The organism is Mycolicibacterium rhodesiae (genome assembly GCF_002086695.1).
GTDB classification, from domain to species: Bacteria; Actinomycetota; Actinomycetes; order Mycobacteriales; family Mycobacteriaceae; genus Mycobacterium; species Mycobacterium rhodesiae.
This window is the reverse complement of record NZ_MVIH01000005.1, coordinates 368,705-391,733: the sequence shown is the minus strand read 5'-3', so window position 1 is coordinate 391,733 and position 23,029 is coordinate 368,705. Positions and strand designations below refer to the sequence as shown.

At 65.5% G+C, this 23,029-nt stretch carries 19 protein-coding genes; 11 read left to right on the top strand and 8 right to left on the bottom strand.

From position 1 onward, the window contains the following. Nucleotides 1–15: 15 nt before the first annotated feature. The 6 genes from BST42_RS14230 to BST42_RS14205 all read left to right on the top strand — a co-directional run bounded on the left by BST42_RS14230 (nucleotide 16) and on the right by BST42_RS14205 (nucleotide 6,448). Nucleotides 16–1,629, top strand: coding sequence for a flavin-containing monooxygenase (locus BST42_RS14230; RefSeq protein ID WP_083119533.1), 1,614 nt, complete (start codon nucleotides 16–18; stop codon nucleotides 1,627–1,629). Next, nucleotides 1,630–2,433, top strand: a complete 804-nt coding sequence (locus BST42_RS14225; RefSeq protein ID WP_083119531.1) for a mycofactocin-coupled SDR family oxidoreductase — start codon at nucleotides 1,630–1,632, stop codon at nucleotides 2,431–2,433. Then, complete coding sequence (locus tag BST42_RS14220) at nucleotides 2,430–3,263, top strand: mycofactocin-coupled SDR family oxidoreductase (RefSeq protein WP_083119529.1); 834 nt, start codon at nucleotides 2,430–2,432, stop codon at nucleotides 3,261–3,263. The genes BST42_RS14225 and BST42_RS14220 overlap by 4 nt, the downstream gene beginning before the upstream one ends. Nucleotides 3,264–3,277: 14 nt before the next feature. Continuing rightward, nucleotides 3,278–4,153 (top strand): SDR family oxidoreductase, encoded by an 876-nt coding sequence (locus tag BST42_RS14215; protein ID WP_083119738.1) that lies wholly within the window; start codon nucleotides 3,278–3,280, stop codon nucleotides 4,151–4,153. Nucleotides 4,154–4,221: 68 nt separating this feature from the next. Next, a complete protein-coding gene (locus BST42_RS14210) occupies nucleotides 4,222–5,076 on the top strand; it encodes an enoyl-CoA hydratase (protein ID WP_083119526.1) in 855 nt (284 codons plus the stop codon). Between the two features lie 88 nt (nucleotides 5,077–5,164). Continuing rightward, nucleotides 5,165–6,448: an HNH endonuclease signature motif containing protein gene (locus BST42_RS14205; RefSeq protein ID WP_083119523.1), complete on the top strand. Its 1,284-nt coding sequence runs from the start codon at nucleotides 5,165–5,167 to the stop codon at nucleotides 6,446–6,448. On the opposite strand, the gene BST42_RS14200 is transcribed toward BST42_RS14205, so the two are convergent. Genes BST42_RS14200 through BST42_RS14190 form a run of 3 tightly spaced genes read right to left on the bottom strand, consistent with a single transcriptional unit; the run spans nucleotide 6,445 to nucleotide 10,008 of the window. Further along, entirely contained in the window at nucleotides 6,445–7,902 is a 1,458-nt protein-coding gene (locus BST42_RS14200) for an FAD-dependent oxidoreductase (protein ID WP_083119520.1), read from the bottom strand. The genes BST42_RS14205 and BST42_RS14200 overlap by 4 nt on opposite strands. A 1-nt stretch (nucleotide 7,903) precedes the next feature. Beyond that, nucleotides 7,904–8,812, bottom strand: coding sequence for a biphenyl-2,3-diol 1,2-dioxygenase (gene bphC, locus BST42_RS14195; RefSeq protein ID WP_083119518.1), 909 nt, complete (start codon nucleotides 8,810–8,812; stop codon nucleotides 7,904–7,906). 14 nt (nucleotides 8,813–8,826) lie between these two features. After that, a complete protein-coding gene (locus BST42_RS14190) occupies nucleotides 8,827–10,008 on the bottom strand; it encodes an acyl-CoA dehydrogenase family protein (RefSeq protein WP_083119736.1) in 1,182 nt (393 codons plus the stop codon). A gap of 119 nt (nucleotides 10,009–10,127) precedes the next feature. On the opposite strand from BST42_RS14190, the gene BST42_RS14185 reads away from it, so the two are divergent. Beyond that, a complete protein-coding gene (locus BST42_RS14185; RefSeq protein ID WP_083119515.1) occupies nucleotides 10,128–11,735 on the top strand; it encodes a flavin-containing monooxygenase in 1,608 nt (535 codons plus the stop codon). On the opposite strand, the gene BST42_RS14180 is transcribed toward BST42_RS14185, so the two are convergent. Continuing rightward, a complete protein-coding gene (locus BST42_RS14180) occupies nucleotides 11,732–12,586 on the bottom strand; it encodes an alpha/beta fold hydrolase (RefSeq protein WP_083119512.1) in 855 nt (284 codons plus the stop codon). The genes BST42_RS14185 and BST42_RS14180 overlap by 4 nt on opposite strands. A gap of 170 nt (nucleotides 12,587–12,756) precedes the next feature. Between BST42_RS14180 and BST42_RS14175 the strand changes: the two genes are divergently transcribed. Genes BST42_RS14175 through lhgO form a run of 3 tightly spaced genes read left to right on the top strand, consistent with a single transcriptional unit; the run spans nucleotide 12,757 to nucleotide 17,587 of the window. Then, nucleotides 12,757–14,964, top strand: coding sequence for an adenylate/guanylate cyclase domain-containing protein (locus BST42_RS14175; protein WP_083119509.1), 2,208 nt, complete (start codon nucleotides 12,757–12,759; stop codon nucleotides 14,962–14,964). Continuing rightward, nucleotides 14,964–16,379: a mechanosensitive ion channel domain-containing protein gene (locus tag BST42_RS14170; RefSeq protein ID WP_083119506.1), complete on the top strand. Its 1,416-nt coding sequence runs from the start codon at nucleotides 14,964–14,966 to the stop codon at nucleotides 16,377–16,379. Before BST42_RS14175 ends, BST42_RS14170 begins: the two co-directional genes overlap by 1 nt. A gap of 32 nt (nucleotides 16,380–16,411) precedes the next feature. Then, on the top strand, nucleotides 16,412–17,587 hold the full coding sequence (gene lhgO, locus BST42_RS14165) for an L-2-hydroxyglutarate dehydrogenase (protein WP_308207468.1): 1,176 nt from the start codon (nucleotides 16,412–16,414) through the stop codon (nucleotides 17,585–17,587). 6 nt (nucleotides 17,588–17,593) lie between these two features. On the opposite strand, the gene BST42_RS14160 is transcribed toward lhgO, so the two are convergent. The 3 genes from BST42_RS14160 to BST42_RS14150 are packed head-to-tail and all read right to left on the bottom strand — an operon-like array spanning nucleotide 17,594 to nucleotide 20,581. Then, a complete protein-coding gene (locus BST42_RS14160) occupies nucleotides 17,594–18,904 on the bottom strand; it encodes a DUF1214 domain-containing protein (protein WP_083119501.1) in 1,311 nt (436 codons plus the stop codon). Continuing rightward, nucleotides 18,894–20,057: a sulfotransferase family protein gene (locus BST42_RS14155; protein ID WP_083119499.1), complete on the bottom strand. Its 1,164-nt coding sequence runs from the start codon at nucleotides 20,055–20,057 to the stop codon at nucleotides 18,894–18,896. Before BST42_RS14155 ends, BST42_RS14160 begins: the two co-directional genes overlap by 11 nt. 56 nt (nucleotides 20,058–20,113) lie before the next feature. Further along, the gene (locus tag BST42_RS14150; RefSeq protein WP_237159417.1) at nucleotides 20,114–20,581 is read right to left on the bottom strand and encodes a MarR family winged helix-turn-helix transcriptional regulator; all 468 of its coding nucleotides are present in this window, start codon (nucleotides 20,579–20,581) and stop codon (nucleotides 20,114–20,116) included. Nucleotides 20,582–20,681: 100 nt separating this feature from the next. On the opposite strand from BST42_RS14150, the gene BST42_RS14145 reads away from it, so the two are divergent. Then, nucleotides 20,682–21,548, top strand: a complete 867-nt coding sequence (locus tag BST42_RS14145) for an EamA family transporter (protein WP_083119494.1) — start codon at nucleotides 20,682–20,684, stop codon at nucleotides 21,546–21,548. A gap of 1 nt (nucleotide 21,549) precedes the next feature. Here BST42_RS14145 and BST42_RS14140 read toward each other — a convergent pair whose 3' ends face one another. Next, nucleotides 21,550–23,004, bottom strand: coding sequence for an MFS transporter (locus tag BST42_RS14140; protein ID WP_083119491.1), 1,455 nt, complete (start codon nucleotides 23,002–23,004; stop codon nucleotides 21,550–21,552). Between the last annotated feature and the right edge of the window lie 25 nt (nucleotides 23,005–23,029).

The window sequence follows — 23,029 nt, the reverse complement described above, 5'->3', positions numbered from 1 at the left end:
CTTACCGTTCGGCCCGTGAGCAGTGAATCGAAGACCTCTGTGGATGTCGTTGTGGTCGGGGCCGGGTTCGCCGGCCTGTACGCCTTGCACAAGTTCCGCTCGCAGGGACTGTCCGTCCGGGTGTTCGAGGGGGCACCTGACGTGGGCGGCACCTGGTACTACAACCGTTACCCGGGCGCCCGGTGTGACGTCGAGAGTGTGGACTACTGCTACTCGTTTTCCGATGAGCTGCAGCAGGAATGGACGTGGACCGAGAAATACGCCACCCAGTCCGAGATCCTGGCCTACATCAATTGGGTTGCCGACAAGCTCGATCTGCGTCGCGATATCACCTTCAACACCCGTGTGACGGGTGCCGTGCTCGATGAGCAGAGGTTGCGGTGGACCGTGAGTACCGACACCGACGAGACTGTCGAGGCCCGATTCGTCGTGATGGCAACCGGCCCGCTGTCTGCGGCCATGACCCCTGACTTCAAAGGTTTGGACACGTTCGGCGGCGAGGTCTACCACACGGCGCACTGGCCGCACGAAGGCGTCGACTTCACCGGTAAACGAGTTGCTGTCATCGGCACCGGATCCTCAGGCGTCCAATCCATACCGATCATCGCCGAACAGGCTGAGCACCTGTATGTCTTCCAGCGCACGCCGAACTACAGCGTCCCAGCGGGCAACCGGCCGTTGACCGCCGAAGAAATCGCCGACACCAAGGCCAACTATGCCGAACGACGGCGGATGTCCTGGCGCAGCGGCGGTGGCTCACCGCACGTCGCGCATCCCAAGCTGACGATGGAGGCGACGCCCGAGGAACGGCGGGCGGCGTTCGAAAAGCGCTGGGAGCTTGGCGGTGTGCTGTTCTCGAAGACCTTCACCGACCAGATGGTGTCCTTGGAGGCCAACGAGGAAGCGCGAAAGTTCTATGAGGAGAAGATCCGATCGGTGATCGACGATCCCGAGCTCGCCGAGCTTCTGATTCCGAATGACCATCCGATCGGTACCAAACGAATCTGCACCGACTCCAACTACTTCCAGACGTTCAACCGGCCCAACGTGACGTTGATCAGCGTGAAGAAGACTCCTATCGAGTCGATCGACGCGACGGGCATCGCCACCTCTGAGGCGCACTTCGAGATCGACGCGTTGGTCTTGGCCACCGGATTCGACGCGATGACCGGCACGCTCGCGAAGATCGACATTGTCGGCCGTGGTGGCCGGCGATTGGTCGACGATTGGGTCGACGGACCGCGCACGTACCTCGGATTGGGCACCGACGGGTTCCCCAATTTGTTCCTGGTGTCCGGTCCGGGAGCTCCGGCGGTCCTGGCGAACATGGTGCTCCATGCCGAGGCCCACGTGAATTGGATCGCCGACGCCATCGAGTACCTCGATGATGGCGGCTACGACGCCATCGAGCCGACCACCGAGGCGGTCGACAACTGGATTGCCGAATGCGCCCAGCGTGCCGAGGCGACACTGTTCACAAGAGCCAACTCCTGGTACATGGGTGCGAATGTGCCGGGTAAGCCGCGCCAATTCATGCTGTTCATCGGTGGATTCGGGACCTACCTGGACATCTGCAGCGAGGTGGCCGCCGCCGGATACAAGGGGTTCGATCTGCTCAAGGTGCCGTGAGTGTCTGGTCTGGCAGGCAAGGTCGTGCTCGTCACGGGGGCGGGTCGCGGCACCGGTCGGGTGCACTGTGAGCGGTTCGCCGACGAGGGTGCTGACATCATCATGGTCGACCACATCGGTGCCGCGGACGTCCTCCGCGAAACCGCGCACCTGGTCGAACACCGGGGTCGGCGTGCCGTCGCCGGAGCGGCCGACGTCTGCGACCTCGCCGCAGTCACCGCCGCGGTCGACGACGGTGTTGGGAAACTCGGTCGTCTGGACGTCGTCGTCGCCAACGCCGGCATCCATTCTCCCGGCGGACCCGCGTGGCAGATCACTCCGCAAGACTGGCAGCGCACGCTGGACGTCAATCTGACCGGCGTATGGCACACGGTCCGCGCCGGGGTTCCGCACATCGGTCCCGACGGTGGCTCGGTCGTGATCATCAGCTCCACCAACGGCTTACGAGGCACCGCCGGCACCGCGCACTACACCGCCAGTAAACATGCCGTTGTCGGGCTGGCCCGCACGCTCGCCAACGAGCTGGGCCCGCGCAGTATTCGGGTCAATACCGTGCACCCCGGCGCGGTCGCCACGCCCATGGTGCGCAACGCGGCAACCTACAAGCGGCTGCGGCCCGATCTGGACAACCCCACCGAAGCCGATGCCGCCGAGGTTCTCACCGCGCGCAACCTGCTTCCGGTGCCGTGGGTTGAGCCCGTCGATGTGGCCAATGCCGTCGTCTTCCTCGCGTCCGACCATGCCCGCTACATCACCGGAGCTCAACTGGTCGTTGACGCCGGCTTGACCCAGAAGACGACATGACCGGGCGCCTGGCGGGAAAGACCGCATTCATCACCGGTGCGGCACGCGGCATCGGCCGTGCCCAGGCAGTCCGGTTCGCCGAGGAGGGCGCGGCGATCGTCGGCATCGACATCTGTGCACCCGTCGACTCGGTGCAGGTGCCGGCGAGCACGCCGGACGACCTCGACGAGACGGCGCGGCTGGTCGAGGCTCGTGGTGGTCGCATAGTGACCGACATCGTCGATGTGCGTGATCTGGACGCGTTGCGGGCGGCAGCAGATCGAGGTGCCGGCCATTTCGGCGGGCTCGATATCGTCTGTGCGACAGCGGGAATCACCTCCCGCGAATATGCCGTCGACATGACCGAATCGATGTGGCGGACCATGCTGGACGTCAACCTCACCGGGGTGTGGAACACCTGTGCTGCTGCGATTCCACATCTGATCCGTGGTGGCGGTGGCTCGGTGGTCCTGGTCAGCTCGATCGCCGGGCTACGCGGCTTGGTCGGCGTCGCTCACTACACCGCTGCCAAGCATGGCGTGGTCGGGTTGATGCGAAGCCTCGCAATCGATGTCGCGCCACACGGGATCCGGGTCAATTGTGTACATCCGACCAACGTCGATACACCGCTGATTCAGAACGACGCCGTACGACGTGCGTTTCGACCCGACTTGAGCCGGCCGCCGACCAGGGACGAGTTCGCCGAGTCCGCCACCCGGATGAACCTGCTTCCGGTGCCGTGGGTCGACCCGGTGGACGTCGCGAACGCCAGTCTTTTTCTGGCGTCCGACGAGGCGCGTTACATCACCTCGGCCAGCTTGCCGGTCGACGCGGGCGCGACTCAACGATGAATGTGGTGGTACCGATGCTTGATCAGCGGGTGTATGTCGTGACCGGGGCGGCCTCCGGGATGGGACGAGCCGCCGCCGACTGCTTGAGAGCCGATGGCCACCGGGTGATCGGCGTCGATCTTCGCGACACCGAGGTGATCGCCGATCTCTCGACCGCCGAGGGACGCTCGACTGCCGCAGGCGCGGTGCTCGCATTGGCGGACGGGCGGCTCGACGGTGCCGTCTTGGCCGCAGGGGTCGGTCCTCGGCCCGGAGCGCTGAACGTGCCGACCATCTTGTCGGTCAACTATCTGGGTGTCGTCGAACTGGTCGAGGCGTGGCGGCCCGCACTCGCCGCCTCCGGCTCCGCGAAGGTCGTTGTCGTGGGGAGCAATTCGGCGACCACCATGCCGATGGTGCCCGGACGCGCGGTGCGCGCGTTGTTACGCGGCGACCTCGATGCCGCGGTGCGTGCGGTGCGGATGTTTCGATCGGCGGCGCCGGCGATGGCCTACGGCGCCTCGAAGATAGCGCTGATGCGCTGGGTCCGCCTGACAGCGGTGCGGCCGGACTGGTCCGGCGCCGGGATCCGGCTCAACGCAATCGCGCCGGGTGCTGTGGACACGCCGTTGCTCGGTGAACAGCTCGCGACGCAACGCGAGGCCAAGGCCGTCACATCGTTCCCGGTGCCCATCGGGGGTTTCGGCAACGCGCGCCATCTCGGCGAGTGGATGCGATTCATGGTTTCCGACGCCGCTGACTTCCTCTGCGGCAGCGTGATCTTCGTCGACGGGGGATCGGACGCGTACTTCCGCGCCACCCACTGGCCGCGGCGGGTTCCGACCGCCGGGATACCTCGGTACCTGTACCGGATGGTTGCGTTCAGGCATGTGCGATCGCCACGGTCGTAAGGTCGAACCGCGGAGATAGTGTTGGGCCGGAGATTGGAGGCACACATGGAACGGGTGGAGGATCTGAGATGACTGCAGTCGACAACGATGTGGTGACCTACGAAGTCGTCGGCGGAACGGCGGTGGTCACGATGAATCGACCGCGGTACCGCAACGCGCAGAACTCCGTCATGACCTACGCACTCGACGCGGCGTTTCAGCGGGCCGTTGAGGACGACGATGTGCGCGTGATCGTCTTGGCCGGCAACGGAGAGCATTTCAGCGCAGGCCACGACATTGGTACGCCGGACCGCGACCACCACGTGTCCTACGAGAACAAGGCCGCGCTCTGGTGGGATCACGTCGACAAAGAGGGCGGCGACATGCGCTACGCCCGTGAGGTCGAGGTCTATCTGGGCATGTGCCGGCGGTGGCGCGAGATCCCGAAACCCACGATCGCGATGGTGCACGGTGCTTGCATTGCCGGCGGCCTCATGTTGGCCTGGGTCTGCGACCTGATCGTCGCCTCCGAGGACGCCTTCTTCTGCGATCCTGTGGTGCGAATGGGAATTCCGGGGGTCGAATACTTCGCGCACCCATGGATTCTGGGGTCCCGATTCGCCAAGGAGATCCTGTTCACCGGGGACAAGTTCGGTGCGCAACGCGCCTACGAGATCGGGATGGTCAGTCGAGTCGTGCCGAAGGCCGAACTCCGCGACGCGACACTTGCGCTCGCCGAGCGCATCGCGGCAATGCCGAGATTTGGTCTCGCGCTGACCAAGCGGGCGGTCAACCAGTGCGAAGACCAGATGGGACTGCGTAATGGTATGGATGCCGTGTTCGGGCTGCATCACTTCGCGCATGCGCACAACGTGGAGGTGGGTCAGGATTCGCTCGGTGGACTCGATGCCAAGACTATGGCTGCGCCTCGTAATCAGGCCTAGCGCAGGGTTTTCCACAGATCGGCGTTAGTCCACAGCTGTGGCCGGAAGCCTCTCGAGAATGTCGGTGGCTCGACATAGAATTTCGAACATGCTTTCGGTCACGGCAGCGCTGGATGCCATCGACGCCGCGGTCGAACTTCTGGGTGCCGCTGATATCGAGGAGTTGCCTGTGGCGCAGCGGTTCGCCGCGATCGAACGACTTGAGACCGCGGTGCGTCGCCAGGTCGCGGTATCCCATGAGCAGATCACCCATCTGGAGCGCTACGAGGGCTGTCCGCCGATCCCGATCGTGTTGGCCGACGTGCTGCGGATCAGCCGGGCGGCGGCCAAGCGTCGACTCCGCGACGCCGAGCAGCTGACTCCGCGAACCACGCTGACCGGTGAGCCGTTGGCGGCGCTGCTGCCGGAAACCGGCAAGGGTTGGGCGGCCGGCGAATTGGACTGCGAGCATGTGCGGGTGATCCAGAAGTTCTTCCGCGATCTGCCCGATCATGTCGGGCCTGCCGAGGTGGACAACGCCGAACGCACCTTGGCACAACACGCCCGGACGATGCGGCCCGATCAGTTGGAGAAGGTGGCCGATCGGTTGGCCGTACACCTCAATCCCGACGGCAAGTACTCCGAGGAAGACCGGGCTCGCAAGCGTGGCTTCCAGTGGTGCGGGGGCCAGCGCCCGGACGGGATGAGCGTCGGGAAGCTGATCGCCGATCCAATGCTGCGGGCACAACTGGATGCGTTGTTCGCCAAGGTGGCGGCGCCGGAACCCGACGATGTGCGCAGTCATGCCCAGCGCCAACACGACGCGTTGGGTGACATGGTCCGCAGTCGTCTCGGCGATCCGAAACTGGGCCAACACAACGGACTTCCGGTCACCATGATCGTGACGACCACCCTGCAAGAGCTACAAGCGGGCGCGGGGCACGCCGTCACCGCCGGCGGGACGCTTACACCGATCACGGACCTCATCAGAGCGGCCACGCCGTCGTACAACTACCTGGCAGTGTTCGACGGAGTCACCGGCAAGTCGCTCTGGTTGGGGCGCAGCAAGAGGCTGGCGTCGGTCGATCAGCGAATCATGTTGTTGGCCAAGTACCGTGGCTGTACTGCGCCCGGCTGTACCGTCAACGGTTACAACAGCCAGGTCCACCATGCCGCCAAGGACTGGAAGCACGGCGGCAACACCGACGTCGACGACATGACCCTGGCGTGCAAATGCGACAACCTTCTGGTCGAGAACGAGGGCTGGAGCACTCACCAACGTCCCGACGGCCGGACGGAGTGGCGCCCACCGCCCGGCGTCCCACTACGCGGCGGCACCAACGACTATCACCACCCGGAACGGTTTCTGCCGGGAGATGACGAGAAAGATTAAGCCCGGGCAGCGGAACGCCCCGCACGGCGACCGTAGAAACTGCCGTCTCCCAACGAGATGCCGCTGGCGTAACCCCATGCCGCGAGACCGGCGGTGCAGCGTCCCGCCGCGTACAGGCCGGGGATCGGCTCGCCACTGACGTGCAGTACCTGTGCATGGAGGGTGGTGCGCAGCCCGCCCAGCGGGAATCCGCCGGTGGCGTGCCGCAGGTCGAGTGCGCCGACCGGGCTGCCGATCGGCCGCAGCCACCGAGCCTTCTTGTGCAGCACCGGATCCTCGCCGCGGGCGGCGCCTTCGTTATAGCGCGCCACCGTGTCCTGCAGGCTTCCGGTTGGAAGGCCCATCTCTGCCTCGAGTTCGGCGACCGTCTCACACACCCATTTCGGCTTGCGCAGAATCAGTTTGGGGGTCTGTGATGCCAAGGCCTCTTCCTGGGCTTGCTCGTCGAGGATCAGGAAGGCCGTGTCGTCCTGGTAGTACAGCGTGTGCTGGCCGGCCCGGCCCGGGTAGGTGTCTTCGGCGACGTAGCGCTGCCCGCGCGCATTGACCAGAATGCCGCGCACCAACTGTTGCGGATCGACCACGAACGCGACCTCGGTGGCATCGGTATGCGCCAGATCGGCGCCGAGCGCCTGTGCCATCCGAATGCCGTGTCCGTCATGCTGTTCCACGGCAGAGATCGGTCTGCCGGCGATCCGGGGCGTGAATCGGGCCATCATCGATTCGTTGAACGCGAAGCTTCCGGTGCCCAGTACCACGCCCCGGCGCGCCCGCACAGTGATATCGGTGCCGTACTGGCGTGCGGTGATCCCGACGACCCGCCCATCGGATTCGACGACGAGGGACTGCACGCGGACGTCGTAGAGGGCCCGGACACCCAAGTCCGTCGCTCTCTGCACCAAGGGTTTCATCAACATGAAGCCGGCACTGGCCTGACCTTGCTTCTTGTTCTGCATCTGGGGCACATGCCCGCGCGGTGCAGGCTTGGCGACGGTGTTGAACGGATAGGCGTCCTCGCCACCGCTGTACATCAGCCCCTGGTCTCCCAGCGGCTCCCAGCCGGGTTCACCGAAGAACTCCGGCTTGAACGGCACACCGCAGGCCACCAGCCACTCGAAGTGGGCGACGCTACCCTCGGCGTAATCAGCGATGCGCTCGCGGTCGGCGCCCGGGCCCATCGCGGCATCCAGGAACGCTGCCATGTTCTCGGCGGAATCATCGAAGCCACAGGCTTTTTGGAGCCCGGTGCCGCCGCCCATATAGATGAACCCGCCGGCCAGCGCCGCCGCGCCACCCCAAGCGCCCGCTCGTTCGAGCACCAGGACATCGGCGCCGGCGCCGGCAGCCTCGACCGCCGCGGCCGCGCCCGCGACACCGTAACCGGCGACAACCACGTCGGCCTCGTGGTCCCAGGTCGCCACCGAGGCGGCCGGAACGGGGCGGACGTCGGTCATGTCAGGGCCGCATAGCGGCGGGCAGGTCGCCGACCCACTTATGGCCCCAGTAGCTGTCTGCTGTGATTTCCTCTGCGGTGTAGTGGGTTTCGTCAATCCGCATGCCGCCGGTGCCGAACTCGATGTCCCAGTCGCCGGGCGCGCGGACGTAGAACGACACCATCTTGTCGTTGGTGTGCCGACCCAGGGTGGACGACAGTTGGAACTCCTGCGCGGCGATGCGGTCCAACGCCTCGCCGACCGTGTCGAGGCTGTCGACCTCCACCATCATGTGGATCAGGCCGGGATCGCGCTGGTGCATCGCCGGGGCGATCGCCAAACTGTGATGGCGTTCGTTGATGCCGAGGAACCGGATCCGGATCGGGCCGAACTCTTTGGGCAGCGGAACCCGGTATGCACCGCGGGATACAAAACCCAGGACCTGGGTGTAGAAGTCGAACAGCCCAGGGGCGTCGAGTGCGGGCAGCACGACGTGACCCAAGCCTTGGTCGCCGGTGACGAATCGAGCGCCGAACGGGGTGACCACTGGGCTGTGATCCAGCACCGCACCGTGGAAGACCTCCAGGTGGGTTCCCGCCGGGTCGTCGAACGCCACGACCTCCTCGACTCGCCGGTCGTCGGCCTCGGACTGCGACAGCTGGGTGTAGGCGACCCCGGCACGGTCGAGGACCTCTTTGATCTGTTCCAGGGCGGCGTGGTCGCGGACCTCCCAGCCGACCGTCGCGATCCGATCACCGTCGCCGGGCACCACGATGATTCGTGCCGCTCGCTCATCCATGCGCAGGTACAGCGCGGACGGGTCGGGACCCTTGCCTTCGGCGAATCCCAATACCCCGAAAGCGAATTGGCGCCATCGATCGATGTCGGCGGTGTTGATCGTGACGTAGCCGAGGCTCTTCAGCAGGCTCACGGGTGCGCTCCGCCTCAGATCATCGCCCGCAGCGGGCCCTGTGGATCGACACCGAAGGAGCTCAGGGCCGACGCGTGATAGACCGTGCCCGGCACGTGGATGGCGTGGGCCATGCCGGTGTGCGCGTCGCGCCAGTAACGCTGCAGCGGCTTGTCCATCCGCATCGCGTTGCCACCGGAGCGGGCGAAGATCTCGTCGACCGCGGATACCGCGCGCCACACCGCGCGCACCTGGGTGCGCCGTCCGGCGGCGCGGTCCTCGAACGAGACCTCCTTACCGGAGTCCACCATGTCGTAGATCCGGTCCACGTTGGCCAGGATCTCCTGGCGTGCGGCGTTGATGTCGGCGGCGGCCTCACCGATCGCGTACATCACGTAGGGGTCGTCCTTGATGGCCGTTCCTGCGGCACTGACCCGCTCACGCTGGTAGTCCAGGTGTGCGGCGAGCGCGCCTTCGCAGATGCCGATGGTGGCCGAGGAGATGCCCAACGGGAACATCGTCGACCACGGCATCAGATACAGGGTGTCGGTCATGCCGGCTTCCCGCTGGGCGGTGCCGTCCATGACCTTGAATGCGTCCATCGTGCGGTACTCGGGAACGAAGGCGTCCTTGACGATGACGTCCTTGGACCCGGTGCCGCGCAGGCCCACCACATCCCAGGAGTCCTCGACGATCTCGTAGTCCTTGCGCGGCAGGATCATATGCAGCATCTGCGGCGGCATCTGCACCTTGCCATCGGCGTCGCTCTTGATGGCGCCCAGGAAAATCCAGTCACAGTGATCGGTTCCGGAGCTGAACTGCCAGCGGCCGTTGAAGATGTAGCCGCCGTCGACCGGCCGGGCGATGCCCTGCGGGGCGTAGGGCGAGGCCACCCAGGTGTCGACGTCGTCGGCCCAGATCTCCTCGGCGACCCGCGGGTCGGCATAGGCCAGCTGATAGGGATGCACGCCGACGACGCCGTTGATCCAACCCGCGGCGGGGTCGAGTGCGGCAATCGCCATCACGGTCTCAGCGAACTCCCGCGGGTGCACTTCCAATCCGCCGTACTTGGCCGGCTGAAGAAGCCGGATATGGCCGGCTTCCTTCATCGCCTTGACGGTCTGATCGGTGAGCTTGCCGATCTTCTCGGCTTCCACGGCCTGCTCGCGAAGCTGGTCAGCGAGCTCCATGGTCTTGTCGAGCACCGAAGCAGTCATCATGAATCCTTAGTCCAGGTCTGGGCTGTTGATCTCATCCTGAACCCGCGAGGCCGTCAGCACCGGGCAATGTCTCGATGAGCGGGGCTACGTCAGAATTTGGACCTACTCTGCTGGACATGACCGCAGCGGAGGAACTCGACGTGGTGGTGGTCGGCGCCGGATTCGCCGGGCTGTACGCGCTGTACAAGTTCCGCGGGCTGGGGCTGTCGGTCCGGGTTTTCGAGGCGGCCCCCGAGGTCGGCGGTACCTGGTATTTCAACCGATACCCGGGAGCCCGATGTGACGTCGAAAGCGTCGACTACAGCTATTCGTTCTCCGACGAGCTGCAGCAGGAATGGACATGGACCGAGAAGTACGCCACCCAAGCGGAGATACTGGCCTACCTGAATTGGGTCGCAGACAAGCTCGACCTGCGCCGTGACATCAGCTTCCAGAGCCGGGTGACCTCAGCGGTACTCGACGAAGACACGCTGCGCTGGTCGGTGGTCACCGAGGACGCCACGGTGACCACCGCCCGGTTCGTGGTGATGGCAACCGGAGCGTTGTCCGCGGCCATCACGCCGGCGTTCGACGGGCTGGACAGTTTCGGCGGGGCGATCTACCACACCGCTCACTGGCCGCACGGGGGCGTGGATTTCACCGGTAAGCGAGTCGCGGTCATCGGCACGGGTTCCTCAGGTATTCAATCGATCCCGATCCTCGCCGAACAGGCCGAGCACCTCTACGTCTTCCAGCGCACCGCCAACTACAGCATCCCGGCCGGCAATACACCCTTGACGGCCGAGCAGGTGGCCGAGGTCAAGGCGACGTACGCCGAGCGCCGCCGAGTGTCTTTCCGTAGCGGTGGCGGGTCGCCGTATCTCGGCACGACCAAGCGGACCATGGAGGTCTCGCCGCAGGAACGGCGTGAAGCCTTCGAGAAGCGTTGGCGCCTCGGCGGTGTGCTGTTCTCCAAGACATTCCCCGATCAGCTCACCGACCAGGCCGCCAACGACGAGGCACGAAAGTTCTGGGAGGAAAAGGTCCGCGCGGTCATCGACGACGCGGGAGTCGCCGAACTGTTGATACCTGACGATCATCCAATCGGGACCAAGCGAATTTGTACCGACTCCAACTACTTTCAGACCTTCAACCGGCCGAACGTCACGTTGATCAGCGTCCGCCGCACCCCAATCGTGTCGGTGGACGTCACCGGCATCAACACCACCGAGACGCACCTCGATCTTGACGCGATCGTGTTCGCCACCGGGTTCGATGCGCTCACCGGTTCCCTCGGCAAAATCGACATCGTCGGACGTGGGGGAGAGCGGCTGAGCGACGACTGGGCGGACGGGCCGCGCAGTTACCTCGGTTTGGGCGACGATGGCTTCCCGAACCTGTTCGTCGTGACCGGCCCGGGGGCTCCCGCCGTGCTGGCCAATATGGTGCTGCACGCCGAGTCGCACGTGGATTGGATCGCCGAGGCCATCGGTTATCTCGACGCGCACGGATACGTCGGCATCGAGGCGACACCGGAGGCAGTGGAGAACTGGCTCGCCGAGCTCAACCAGCGTGCGGCAACCACCCTCTTCCCGAAAGCCAACTCCTGGTATCTGGGCGCCAATGTGCCCGGAAAGCCAAGGGTTTTCCTGCTTTTCATCGGCGGCTTCGGGGCGTACAACGACATCTGTGCCGAGGTCGCCGCCGCCGGGTACAGGGGCTTCGAGCTGATCAAGGCGCGCTAATCGCGCTGCAGGAAGCTCATCACCGTGCTTTCGAACGCCTGCTTGGCCTCGATCATCACCCAGTGCCCGCAGTTGGGGAACACATGCAGCTCGGCGTTGGCGATGGTGCGCATCGGGATCAGCGCCATGTCCAGCGGGCTGACCCGATCATCGCGGCCCCACGTCAGCAGGGTGGGCGCCTTGACCTTGTGCATGATGGCCCACGGCAGCGGGAAATCGGCGTTGCGCATCATCTTCGTCATCGCCGCGAACGCCGCCTTGCCGTACATCCGCCGCGCACTCTCGAGGGTCTCGGGATCGGTGGCCAGCGCGAAGCGCTCCTCGATGAGTTCTTCGGTGACCAGTGCCGGGTCGTAGACCATGGAGTTGAGCCAGTCGATGAGCCGCTGACGGGTGGGGTCTTCGGTGAACTCCTGGAGCAGGCGAATGCCCTCGCTGGGGCCCGAGCTGAAGATGTTGGTGCCGATACCGCCGATGGTCACCAGCTTGCCGACCCGGTCGCGATGATTGATCGCGAAGTTGATGCCGACGCCGCCGCCCATCGAGTTCCCGATGACGTCGACCTTGTCCAGGCCGAGCGCGTCGACGAAAGCGGGCACCGCCGCCTGTGCGTCCAGCATGGGATGGCCGCCGAAGTCGTCGCTCACCCCGAATCCGGGGAACTCCAGCACCAGGCACCGGTAGTGCTCCGCGAAGAAGGCCAGGTTGCCGCGGAAGTTGCGCCAGCCGGTGACTCCCGGCCCGGATCCGTGCAACAGCAGCAGGGTGGGGCCTTCGCCGGCCTCGTGGTAGCGCAGAACGCCCTTCTCGGTGGCGATCTCGCGCTTGGTGCCTTCGTACGTCGTGTCCACGGGTGCTATCCGACCATCGGGGCCGGGGGCGTGGCAACCGGGTGTACCGCTGGCCGGACCGCAATCTAGGTAGATTCACCATGGCCACATCAGCCTCATAGGTCACAATGTGCGGTAATCTGCTCTCCTGACGCGTGTCTTTCGGGACACGGCGGGGCGAAGGGATGCCTATGACCGAAGTGTCTGCGCACGAGGCTGCCCAGACGGTCACCGAGCACGACCCGACCGCGCAAGCCCCGCGCACCCGCCTCGATCGATTCCGCCGCCGACGTCTTCTGGCGCACATCAGTATCCTCTCCAAACTGATTCTCATGATGGTGATGTGCACCGTGCTCGCCTCAGCTGTCATCGGTGGGATCGCATTCAAGGCCGGACGCAGCGAGATGCGCGACGCGGTATTCACCCGCCTGACCGAGGTACGGCAATCCCAGACGCGTGCGCTGACCTCCCAGATCCAGGATCTGAAGAATTCGCTGATCATCTACACAAAAAACACAGTCACCCAGAGTGCCCTCGAGGCATTCACGGCCGGGTTCGACCAGCTGGCCAATGCGCAGATCACTCCGGCGCAGTCGCAGACGATCACCGACTACTACAAGAACACCTTCATCAAGCAGGTTGAGCAGTACAGCGGCACCAAGCTGGACGCAGGCGCGTTGCTGCCGCAGTCGAATGCACAACGCTATCTGCAAGCCAACTACACCGCGTTGCGGCGTGACGACGACTACGCGGTCGAGATCACCGATGCACACGACGGAAGCCAATGGTCGGCCGCAAACGCCATCTACCAAAAGCTGTTCCGCGAAATCGTGACCCGATTCGAGTTCGAAGATGCGTTGCTGATCGATGACCGCGGCAATGTCGTCTACAGCGCCTACAAGGATGTCGACCTCGGGACAAACATCATCAACGGTCCCTATGCCGGCTCCAAATTGCATGAGGCGTATCTGAAGGCGATGTCGTCCAACACCGTCGACTATGTCGGGTTCACCGATTTCGAGTTCTACCAGCCGGCGGAAATGCAGCCGACCGCATGGATGGTGGCGCCCGTGCTCAGGGATGGGCGAGCCGCCGGCGTGCTGGCGCTGCAGTTCCCGATCACCAAGATCAACCGATTGATGACGTTCGACAAGCAGTGGCAGCAGGCGGGCCTCGGCGACACGGGTGAGACGGTTCTTGGCGGTCCCGACGAACTCATGCGCTCGGACTCACGGGTATTCCTGGAAGACCCGCAGCGATACAAGAGGGAGGTCGTCCAAGCCGGCACCCCACCGGATGTTGCCGACATGGCGATTCGGCAGGGCGGCACCACGCTGGTCCAGCCGATGACCTCGGCGGCGACCCTTAACGCCCAGCGGGGTGAGACCGGAACCATCATCACCCAGGATTACCTCGGGCAGAACACGCTGCAGGCCTACGCGCCGCTGGTGATCAAGGACTCCGATCTGCACTGGTCCATCGTCGCGAAGGTGACCACGGAAGAAGCGTTCGCCAAGGAGACGTCGTTCACCAAAACCATGGTTCTGATCACCACCGGCATCATCTTCGTGGTGTGCCTCCTGGCGATTTATCTCGCGCAAATCTTCGTGCGCCCGATCAGGCGACTCGAGTCCGGCGCTCAGCGGATCAGCGCAGGTGACTACAACGTCGCCATACCGGTCGACACCCGGGACGAAATCGGTGATCTGACAGAGGCTTTCAACGAGATGGGTCGCAGCCTGACCGTCAAGGAGGATCTGCTCATCCAGCAGCGCAAGGAGAACGATGAACTGCTGCGCTCGCTGATGCCGGAATCGCTGGCCGAGCGATTCAAGCAGGGTGAGGAGATCATTGCCGTCGAACACCAGAACGTGACGGTCATCTTCGCCGATATCATCGGTCTCGACCGGCTGCAGGCGGAGTTGCCCCCGGACGCCTCGTTGACCTTGATCAACGAGCTGATCCGCCAGATCGATGCTGCCGCAGACAATCTCGGTATGGAGACAGTCCGCACGGTACGCAACGGGTATCTGGCCAGCTGCGGTCTCACCGTTCCGAGGTTGGACAATGTTCGCAGGACAGTGGATTTCGCACTGGAGTGTCAACAGATCGTGAGCCGGTTCAACAACGACACCGGAAACGATCTGAGCGTGCGGGCGGGCATCGACACCGGCACCGTCAGCAGTGGCTTACTCGGCAGACCGTCGGTGGTCTACGACATGTGGGGTTCAGTGGTGAACCTCGCTCACCAGATCAAGGACGGCTCACCGCAACCCGGGATCTATGTCACGTCCAGCGTTCATGAGGTGCTACAGGAGGTCATGCGCTTCGAGTCGGCGGGAACCACGGTGGTCGACGGTGAGGCGCAGCCGATCTGGCGGCTTTCGGAGCGGCGCTGATGGCTGACATCTTCGCCTCAGCGTGGTTCTACTGGGCGGTGGGAATCGCGGTTGGGTTGCCGCTGGGGCTGGTCGCGCTCACCGAGTGGCAACATGCGCTGCAGCGCAGACAGAGCGCGCTCCTGCGACCCGTTACGATTCTTCGCAATTACCTGCTACCGCTGGGCGCGCTGCTGCTGCTGATGCTGGAGGCCAACCGGATTCCGGCGCACGCCACATCGGTGCGGGTGGTCGCAACACTGGCCGCTTTCGTCGTCCTGGTGCTGATGCTCTCGGGAATCAACGCGGCTCTGTTCCAGAGCGCGCCGGACGGATCGTGGCGCAAGCGGATGCCGTCGATCTTCCTCGATGTGCTGCGGTTCGTGCTGATCGCGGTGGGCCTGGCGATGATCTTCGCCTATATCTGGGGCGCGAACGTCAAAGGATTGTTCACCGCTCTGGGTATCACCTCGATTGTGGTCGGCCTGACGCTGCAGAACTCGGTCGGCCAGATCATCTCGGGACTGCTGATGCTCTTCGAGCAGCCGTTCCGCCTCGGCGACTGGATCCAGACGCCTCAGGCCAAAGGACGTGTGGTGGAGGTAAACTGGCGCGCTATCCACCTCGAAACCGGGACAGGCCTGCAGATCACCCCTAACTCGGTGTTGGCTGCCGCGTCATTCACCAACCTCAGCCGCCCCGAGGGTAAGCATGTCTGCGAAGTGGACACTGTCTTCGCTCACGACGACCCGCCCGATCGCGTGTGCGCGTTGCTCACTCGGGCGGCATCCGAGCTTCCGCAGTGCGACCCGAGCCGCAATCCCAACACGGTCCCGATCGGTGGAATGGAATACCGGACGAAGATCCCGCTCGTCTCACCGGCCGAGGATGGCAAGGCCAAGGCCAAGTTTCGGAGGTGGATCTGGTACGCCTCCCGGCGTGAGGGGCTGCACCTCGACGAGGCCGACGATTCGTTCACCAGCTCGGAGCGCGTCGAAGAGGGCATCCTCAAAGTGGTCGGCCCGACCCTCCGGCTGAGTCGCGACGAGCATGAGAGCCTCGTCGAACATGCCAGGATCGAGTGTTACGGCGACGGTGAGCGGATGCAGCGGGTCGGCGAGATACCAACAGGAATGTGGTTCATCCTCGCGGGAACCGTTCAGATGAACGCGATCACGGGAGACGGGTCCGAAGTGGTCGCCTGGACCCAGGACGAAGGTTCCTTCCTCGGGCAGTCCACGTTGACGCGTCAGCCGGTGCTCGGGTCTGCTTACGCCGTCGGGGAAGTTACCGCGGTGTACGTCGGACGGGACAAGATCGCCGAGCTTGTCCAACACAATCCGCGGCTGCTGCAGGAACTGGGCCGGACGATCGAGGAGCGTCGTGCACATGTGCTGCGGGCGCTGGACCCCAATGTCGAAGTGGATATCGATTGAGTGAGACGGGTTCTCCTGGTCGGTTTGACCTCGTGGTGGTCGGCGCCGGCATCGTCGGCCTGGCCGTGGCCAGGGAGTGGATGTCGCGGCGTCCCCAGGACTCGGTGGCCGTCGTCGAGCGCGAGGACGCGCCTGCCCGCCACCAGACCGGCCACAACTCCGGTGTGGTCCACGGCGGGATCTACTACCAGCCGGGATCACTGAAAGCTCGGCTCTGCGTCGACGGCGCCCGGATGATGTACGAGTACTGCGAGCACAACGCGATCAGCCACGAGCGGTGCGGCAAGCTGATTGTCGCGGTATCAGCCGACGAGCTCGGCCGCCTCGATGACTTGCAGGAGCGGGGCATCGCCAATGCCGTGCCGGGGTTGCGTCGCATCGGTGCCCAGGAGATAGCCGAGATCGAACCCAATGCTGTTGGCCTGCAGGCACTTCATGCGCCAAACACCGGGATCGTCGACTATCCCGCGGTGGCGCGTACTCTCGTCGCCGAGCTGACGGCAGCGGGCGTGTCGATCCGGTTCGGCACCGAGGTCACTGCGATCGAGGGGGCGGACAACCCGATCGTCCACACCACCGGCGAGCCGTTGCGGGCGCAGACGGTCATCGCCTGCGCCGGACTGTGGGCGGACCGCCTCGCCCGTCGGGCCGGGGCCCCGCGTGACCCCCAGATCGTGCCGTTCCGCGGCGCCTACCTCGGACTCACACCGACGGATTCGCCGCGACTGAACGGCATGATCTATCCGGTGCCCAATCCCGAATTGCCATTCCTCGGGGTGCACATCACCAAGCACATCACCGGTGCCGTGACGCTGGGCCCGACCGCCATGATGGTCGGTGCCCGTGATGCGTACTCGCTGCGCCGGTTGAGTATTCGTGACTCCTGGGAGACGCTGGCGTGGCCCGGCACCTGGCGGGTGGCGCGCCGGTACTGGCGCGTCGGGCTCGACGAGATCCGGATGGCGGCCAGCCGGCGGGCCTTCGTCACTGCCGCGGCCCGATACATGCCCGGCCTGACCCTGGCCGACCTGGACGGCAGCTCGCACGCCGGTGTCCGGGCCCAGGCGGTCAGCCGGGACGGCTCTCTCGTCGACGATTTCGTGATCTCCCGCGACGGGCACATCTCTCATGTCCGCAACGCGCCGTCGCCGGCCGCGACATCGGCGTTCGCACTGGCCGGCGAACTGGTGGACCGCGTCACCGGCTGAGCCGGATCAGTACTGGCGGTACCGACGCTGGACGTGTGCCTGGCGGATGGCGATCTGGTCGGCGCGTTCGGCAGCCGAGACCGTTCGTGAGGTGGCCGGCAGGTGGTCGCGCAGTTGAGCCAAAGGCACAGTGCTTACCGAGATTTCGGGCAGTCGCTCGGGGTCCTGGGCGTACGTCCACCGGAAGCTGAGGAAGCCCTTCTGCAAGCCGGTCGTGTCCAGCCAGTTCGGCACGCCGGGATCGCGGGCGGCCACAACGTAGCGGACGACACCGTCGTCGTCCGGTTCGGCCTGAAACCCGTTCAGGCTGGATTGGTGATTGGCGTAGTCCAGCGACTCACCCCACAGGTTGCTGAGGTGAAATCCGCTGTAGGCGGGCTCGACCGGCACTCTGGTCTCGATCAGCAGACTCTGGTCCGGGTCCAGATCGAAGACCCCGCCGGCGTAGACATTCGTGTTCTGGCCGCCGCCGGTGGCCAGGTTGGCACGGGCCGGCGCGTTCAATCCGTTGCGCGGCATGAACGTTGCGCCGTCACCGTTGCGGTCGCCATGGGCCTCGAGGATGATGTCGTAGAACTCGTTCCAGAACTTCATCTGGTTCTCCACGATCGCACCCGCCCTGCGCATCCGGCTCGCGGCAGCCTGCGCGTCGAGCGGCGCCGGATGCCGGCCCTCCTGACCGATCTGTTCGATGTGCAGATCCGGGCAGACCTCGTTGGCCCAGTCATGGAAGAGCAGCCGCACGATGAGGTATTGCGCTGTCCCAGAACCGTTGTCGGTAACCCGGCGGCTGGACAGGAAGTTGCCGTCAGAGTCGGGGAGCGGTTCTGGACCGACCACGATCTCGAACCGGCCGTCGTCGTCGACGCGCAGTTCACTACTGTCCAGCGACCCGGTGATCATCCGATGGGCTGGGCTCAGTTCCATCAGACTGCCCGAGTCGCCGGCGTAGGCGGTGTGGGTCTCGAAGATGATGTACTGGGGCCGTTTGGCCAGTACCCGGCCCCGAATGCGATAGGTGTGGTCGCCGTCGATGGCCGCGGACAGGTAGAGCGCGTCGGCATTGTCGATGGTGGCCTTGTCGGCGGGCTGGATGGCCCGGCGAAAGTACGGAAAGTTCGGGTCTTCGAAGAAAGCACGTTCGATGGCGGCGAACGTGAACCCGAGCAGGTAGCGGTAGCCCTCGGCCAGTCCGCGTTCGGTCGGCGGGGGAGCGTGCAGCGCTTCGGAGTCGACGGCGTCGCGGGCCCGGTTCAGGGCGGAGGTCAGGTCGTCCCAGGCGGCGCGCAGCTCGGCTGCACCGTGATCAGTTGGCACCGGCGTGTTCTCCTTCGTGTCCGTCGGTCGGCCAGCCGAACTGGTCGAAGAGGGGGGCGAGCCGGACGTGGATCGCTTCGGGGTCCAGACCGAACTCGTCGAGGCTGTACCGGTGGGTGGTTTCATGGCCCTGGCCGCGGGACGCGCCAATGGCCGCGGCCACGTCCGCAGGCAGATCGAGCTCGAGCTCGTCGTAGACGCGCCGCATGGTTGTTGTCGGATCGCCGACCAGGTCGCGGTAATCGACGACGCACGACCGTATTTCGGGATGGCGGGCCAGCACGTCGAGCGGATGACAGTACGCGTCGAAGGACTGATCGGCCAGAATCCGGATCGATTCCAGGATCAGGCGCTCGTCACGACCCTGCAACTCCCACGTGGTCTGCAGCATCTTCAGCAGACTCGGAATGGTCTCGTAGGGATTGCGCATCGGCACAATGAATTTCGCGTCGGGGAAGGTCTCGATGAGCGCTTCCACGCGCCCACAGAAGGTCGGGTTCTTGCTCAGATGTGTCCGGCCGCCGTTGAGGGCCAGTTGGCGTCGCACGCACTCTTTGTAGAACAGCATGAGGCGCCGGCGCTTGCGTTCGCTCCACCGGTCGACGTGGTAGAAGTCGAGTTGACCCAGATACGGGAAGAGGACGATCCAGAATCCCGACGCGAGTGACCACGTGAGCAGGAAGTCATCTTCCTCTGCGGCGAAGAACCCGGTGCGGTGCATGTCGTTGGTCTCGGCGAAGGCACGCTCTTCGATCGCCTCGATTCGGTGTCGCAGCCGCTTCCCCCACAGCACTTCGTCGGCACGGAACAACAGCCGGAGCAGCCGCTTCTCCAACAGCGACGGGAAGAACATCTCGTACATCATGACCACGCTGAACTGGCCGTCGCGGGCCATCAGTCGGTGCAGGTAGGTCGTTCCGCTGCGGGCGTGGCCGACGCAGAAGACCGGCTCGCGGACCTGGGTGCGGCGCAATGACGGGAACAACACCGGGTCAAGTGCAAAGCAGACGGCATGGACGGCGGCCATCGCCGGAACGCCGATCAAGAACGCGGCGAGCAGCTTTCGACGGCGGGATCTGTCGGTCTCGGCGCGCACGAGCCGCAGCATCGTGACGTAGTTGCCCACGTCGAAATGGAACCGCGCCCCGGCCATGGTCGAAGGCTAGAAGTGAAAGATTGACAAAGTCAAGCAAATCGCCGAATGGCGAGTCAGTCGTCGATCGGGGTGGCGAGGGAGTCGGCGACAAAGCGGATCAGGAAGCGGTCGAACTGGTCGAGTTCGGTTGCCGTCCACCCCGACAGTGCCCGCTGCAGATGACCGATTCGGACGCCGAGCAGCTTCCCGGCTTCGCGCCGGCCCTGCGCGGTGACCGCCACCAGGGCGATCCGCAGGTCGGTCGGATCCGGGTTGCGGGTCACGAGTCCCGCGTCGACCAGGGAGGTGACCTGACGCGTCGCCATCCCCAGGTCCATGTGGGCGCCCCGCGCCAGGGCCCCCATGGGCAGCGGGCCGTTGTCGATCAGAATCCGCAGCAGCGCATACGACGGTTGGGTCAGGCCCACGCCCGCTGCGCCGGCCTGCCGGGCGAACAGGGATCGGCTGCTGGTCAGGCGCACGACCTGGGCCAGGCTTCGGCTGATCGAGTCGAGAGACTCGTCCTTCGGTGAAGAAGTCACAGCACGTCCGTTCCGCAGCGTCCGTTCCTTATGGGATGTCAGAGACGTTGATACCAGCCCGGCGCCGTCATGGTGCGCCGGGTGTCGTTGAATGCGAACCATGACCGCACATCCGGCCCGCGTGGGTGCTGCCCTGGCAGTGGCCGCGATGGTGTGCGTCCAACTCGGGCTTGCGGTGGCGATCGGACTGATCGGCCAGATCGGGGCCGAAGGCGCCGCGTGGCTGAGGGTGGCCTGGGCCGGGGTGCTGCTGCTGGCGCTCGTGCGCCCACGGCCCTCGGCGTTCAGTCGGGCTACGTTGGGGATCTGCGTGCTGCTCGGACTGGTGACCGCGCTGACCACCATGTTGTTCATGGCCGCGTTGGCGCGCATCCCGATGGGGACGGCCAGCGCGCTGGAGTTTCTCGGACCACTGGCCGTGGCGGTCATCAGCGGCCACGGGCGAGGCCGCTGGGTGTGGCCGGCGCTGGCCGCGGTCGGCGTCGCGGCACTGACGCAGCCGGCACAAGGTGCAATCGACCTGGTCGGGGTGGGGTTCGCGCTGGGTGCCGCGGGCTGCTGGGCGGCTTACATCCTGCTGACCCAGCGCGTCGGCGACCGGGTGAGCGGGCTGCAGAGTCTCGGGGTGTCGATGCCGGTCGCCGCGGTCACCATCACCGCGGCGGTCGGCTGGGCGGTGCTGCCCCGGATGACGCCGCACATGATCCTCATCGGCCTCGGTTTGGCCCTGTTGCTGCCGATCGCGCCGTTCGTTCTCGAGCTGCTGGCATTGCGCCGTCTGAACACCGCGGCATTCGGGACGCTGATGAGCCTGGAGCCGGCGCTCGCACTGGTGATCGGGTTCCTCGTCGTGCATCAGGTGCCCAACTCGTGGGCGATCCTGGGCGTCGGATTCGTCGTCGCCGCAGGCATCGGGGCGGCCCGCGCCGGCACGCGCGACACACCGACACCCGTTCAGCCCGGGTAGCTCAGCCCCACTCGTGGTTCATCGCGCGCGACTCGGTGACGTCCTCGGTCGAGGCGACCCGCAACTTCGGCCGGGTGATCGAGATCAGCAGCATCGCGGCGGCAGCAGTGATCGCGCCGAGCGCGAAGATGGCGGTGAAGCTGCTCTCCGGGGTGTGGCCGTGGTCCGAGCGGCCCAGCAAGACCGCGACGATCGCGGCGGCGATCGAACTGCCGACGGTGCGCGCGATGGCGTTCATGCTTGTCGCAACCCCGGTTTCGCCTGCGTCGACCTCGCGAACGACCAGGGCAGGCAAGGCCCCGTAGGCCAGGCTGATGTAGGCGTTGGCCAGCACGCCGGCCATGATCACCTGCCACGGCTGGTTGTGCAGGACGGCCAGCAGCACGAATCCGAGGACGCCTGCCGCGGCGCCGACCATCAACACCGCCCGGGCGCCGAAGCGGTCGATATAGCGACCGCTGGCCACCGCGGTCAGGAACCCGGCCAGAGCGCCGGGCAGCAAGAACATCACGCTGGCGCCGAGCACCGTTGCACCGAAGCCATAGCCGCTACCGGTTGGCGCCTGGACGAAGTCGGTGAGCCCGAGGAACGCGAAGTACAGGCCCATTCCGACCAGGATCGTGGCGAGATTGGTCAACAGGATCGGCCGGCGCGACAGCATCGCCGTCGACACCAGCGGGTGGGGGCCGCGGCGTTCCCACCACCACCAGGCGCTCAGCACCGCCAGCCCGGCGGCCAGGCAGCCGACCGTGCGTGCCGATACCCAGCCCCAGCCGTGCCCCTGGGTGATCGCCAGCAGCACCGCGGACAGGCCCAACGCCAGCCCGGCCGCGCCGCCCCAATCGACGGTCCCCGCCGAACTTCGCGGGCGGGTCGGCAGCACCGCAAGGACCGCGATGATCACCAGCACCGTGAACACCGTGGTCAACCAGAACACCCGGTGATAGCCGGCGTCACCACGCATCAACAGCCCGGTGACGACCAGGCCCATGCCGCCGCCGAATCCGAGCGAGCCGGACAGCACGGCCATCGCCCGCATGAGACGGTCGGTGGACAGCTCCTCGCGCAGGATGGACACCCCGATCGGGTACAGCGAGTACGAGGCACCCTGCAGCACCCGCGCGGTGATCAGCAGCGGAAGCGAGGACGTCAGGGCGGCCAGCAGCGAGCCGGCGAGCACGATCCCCAGCACCGCCAGCAGCACCCCTTTCTTGCTGTACAGATCGGCCAACCGTCCGATGAGGGGAGTGGTCGCCGCCGCCGCGAGAAGGTTGGCCGTGACAGCCCAGCTGACATCGACCGGGGACGCATGCAGCTGTCGGGCCATCACGCCGAGCACCGGCACGACGCCGGTCTGCAGCACCGCCACGGTCAGGGCCACGACGCTCAGCGTGGCCACGAGCAGCCCAGGCCGGTGATATCCGGCGCCGGCATAAGTGGCTTCGAGGTCCGGCACGTGTTGATTATGTCGTCTAAGCACC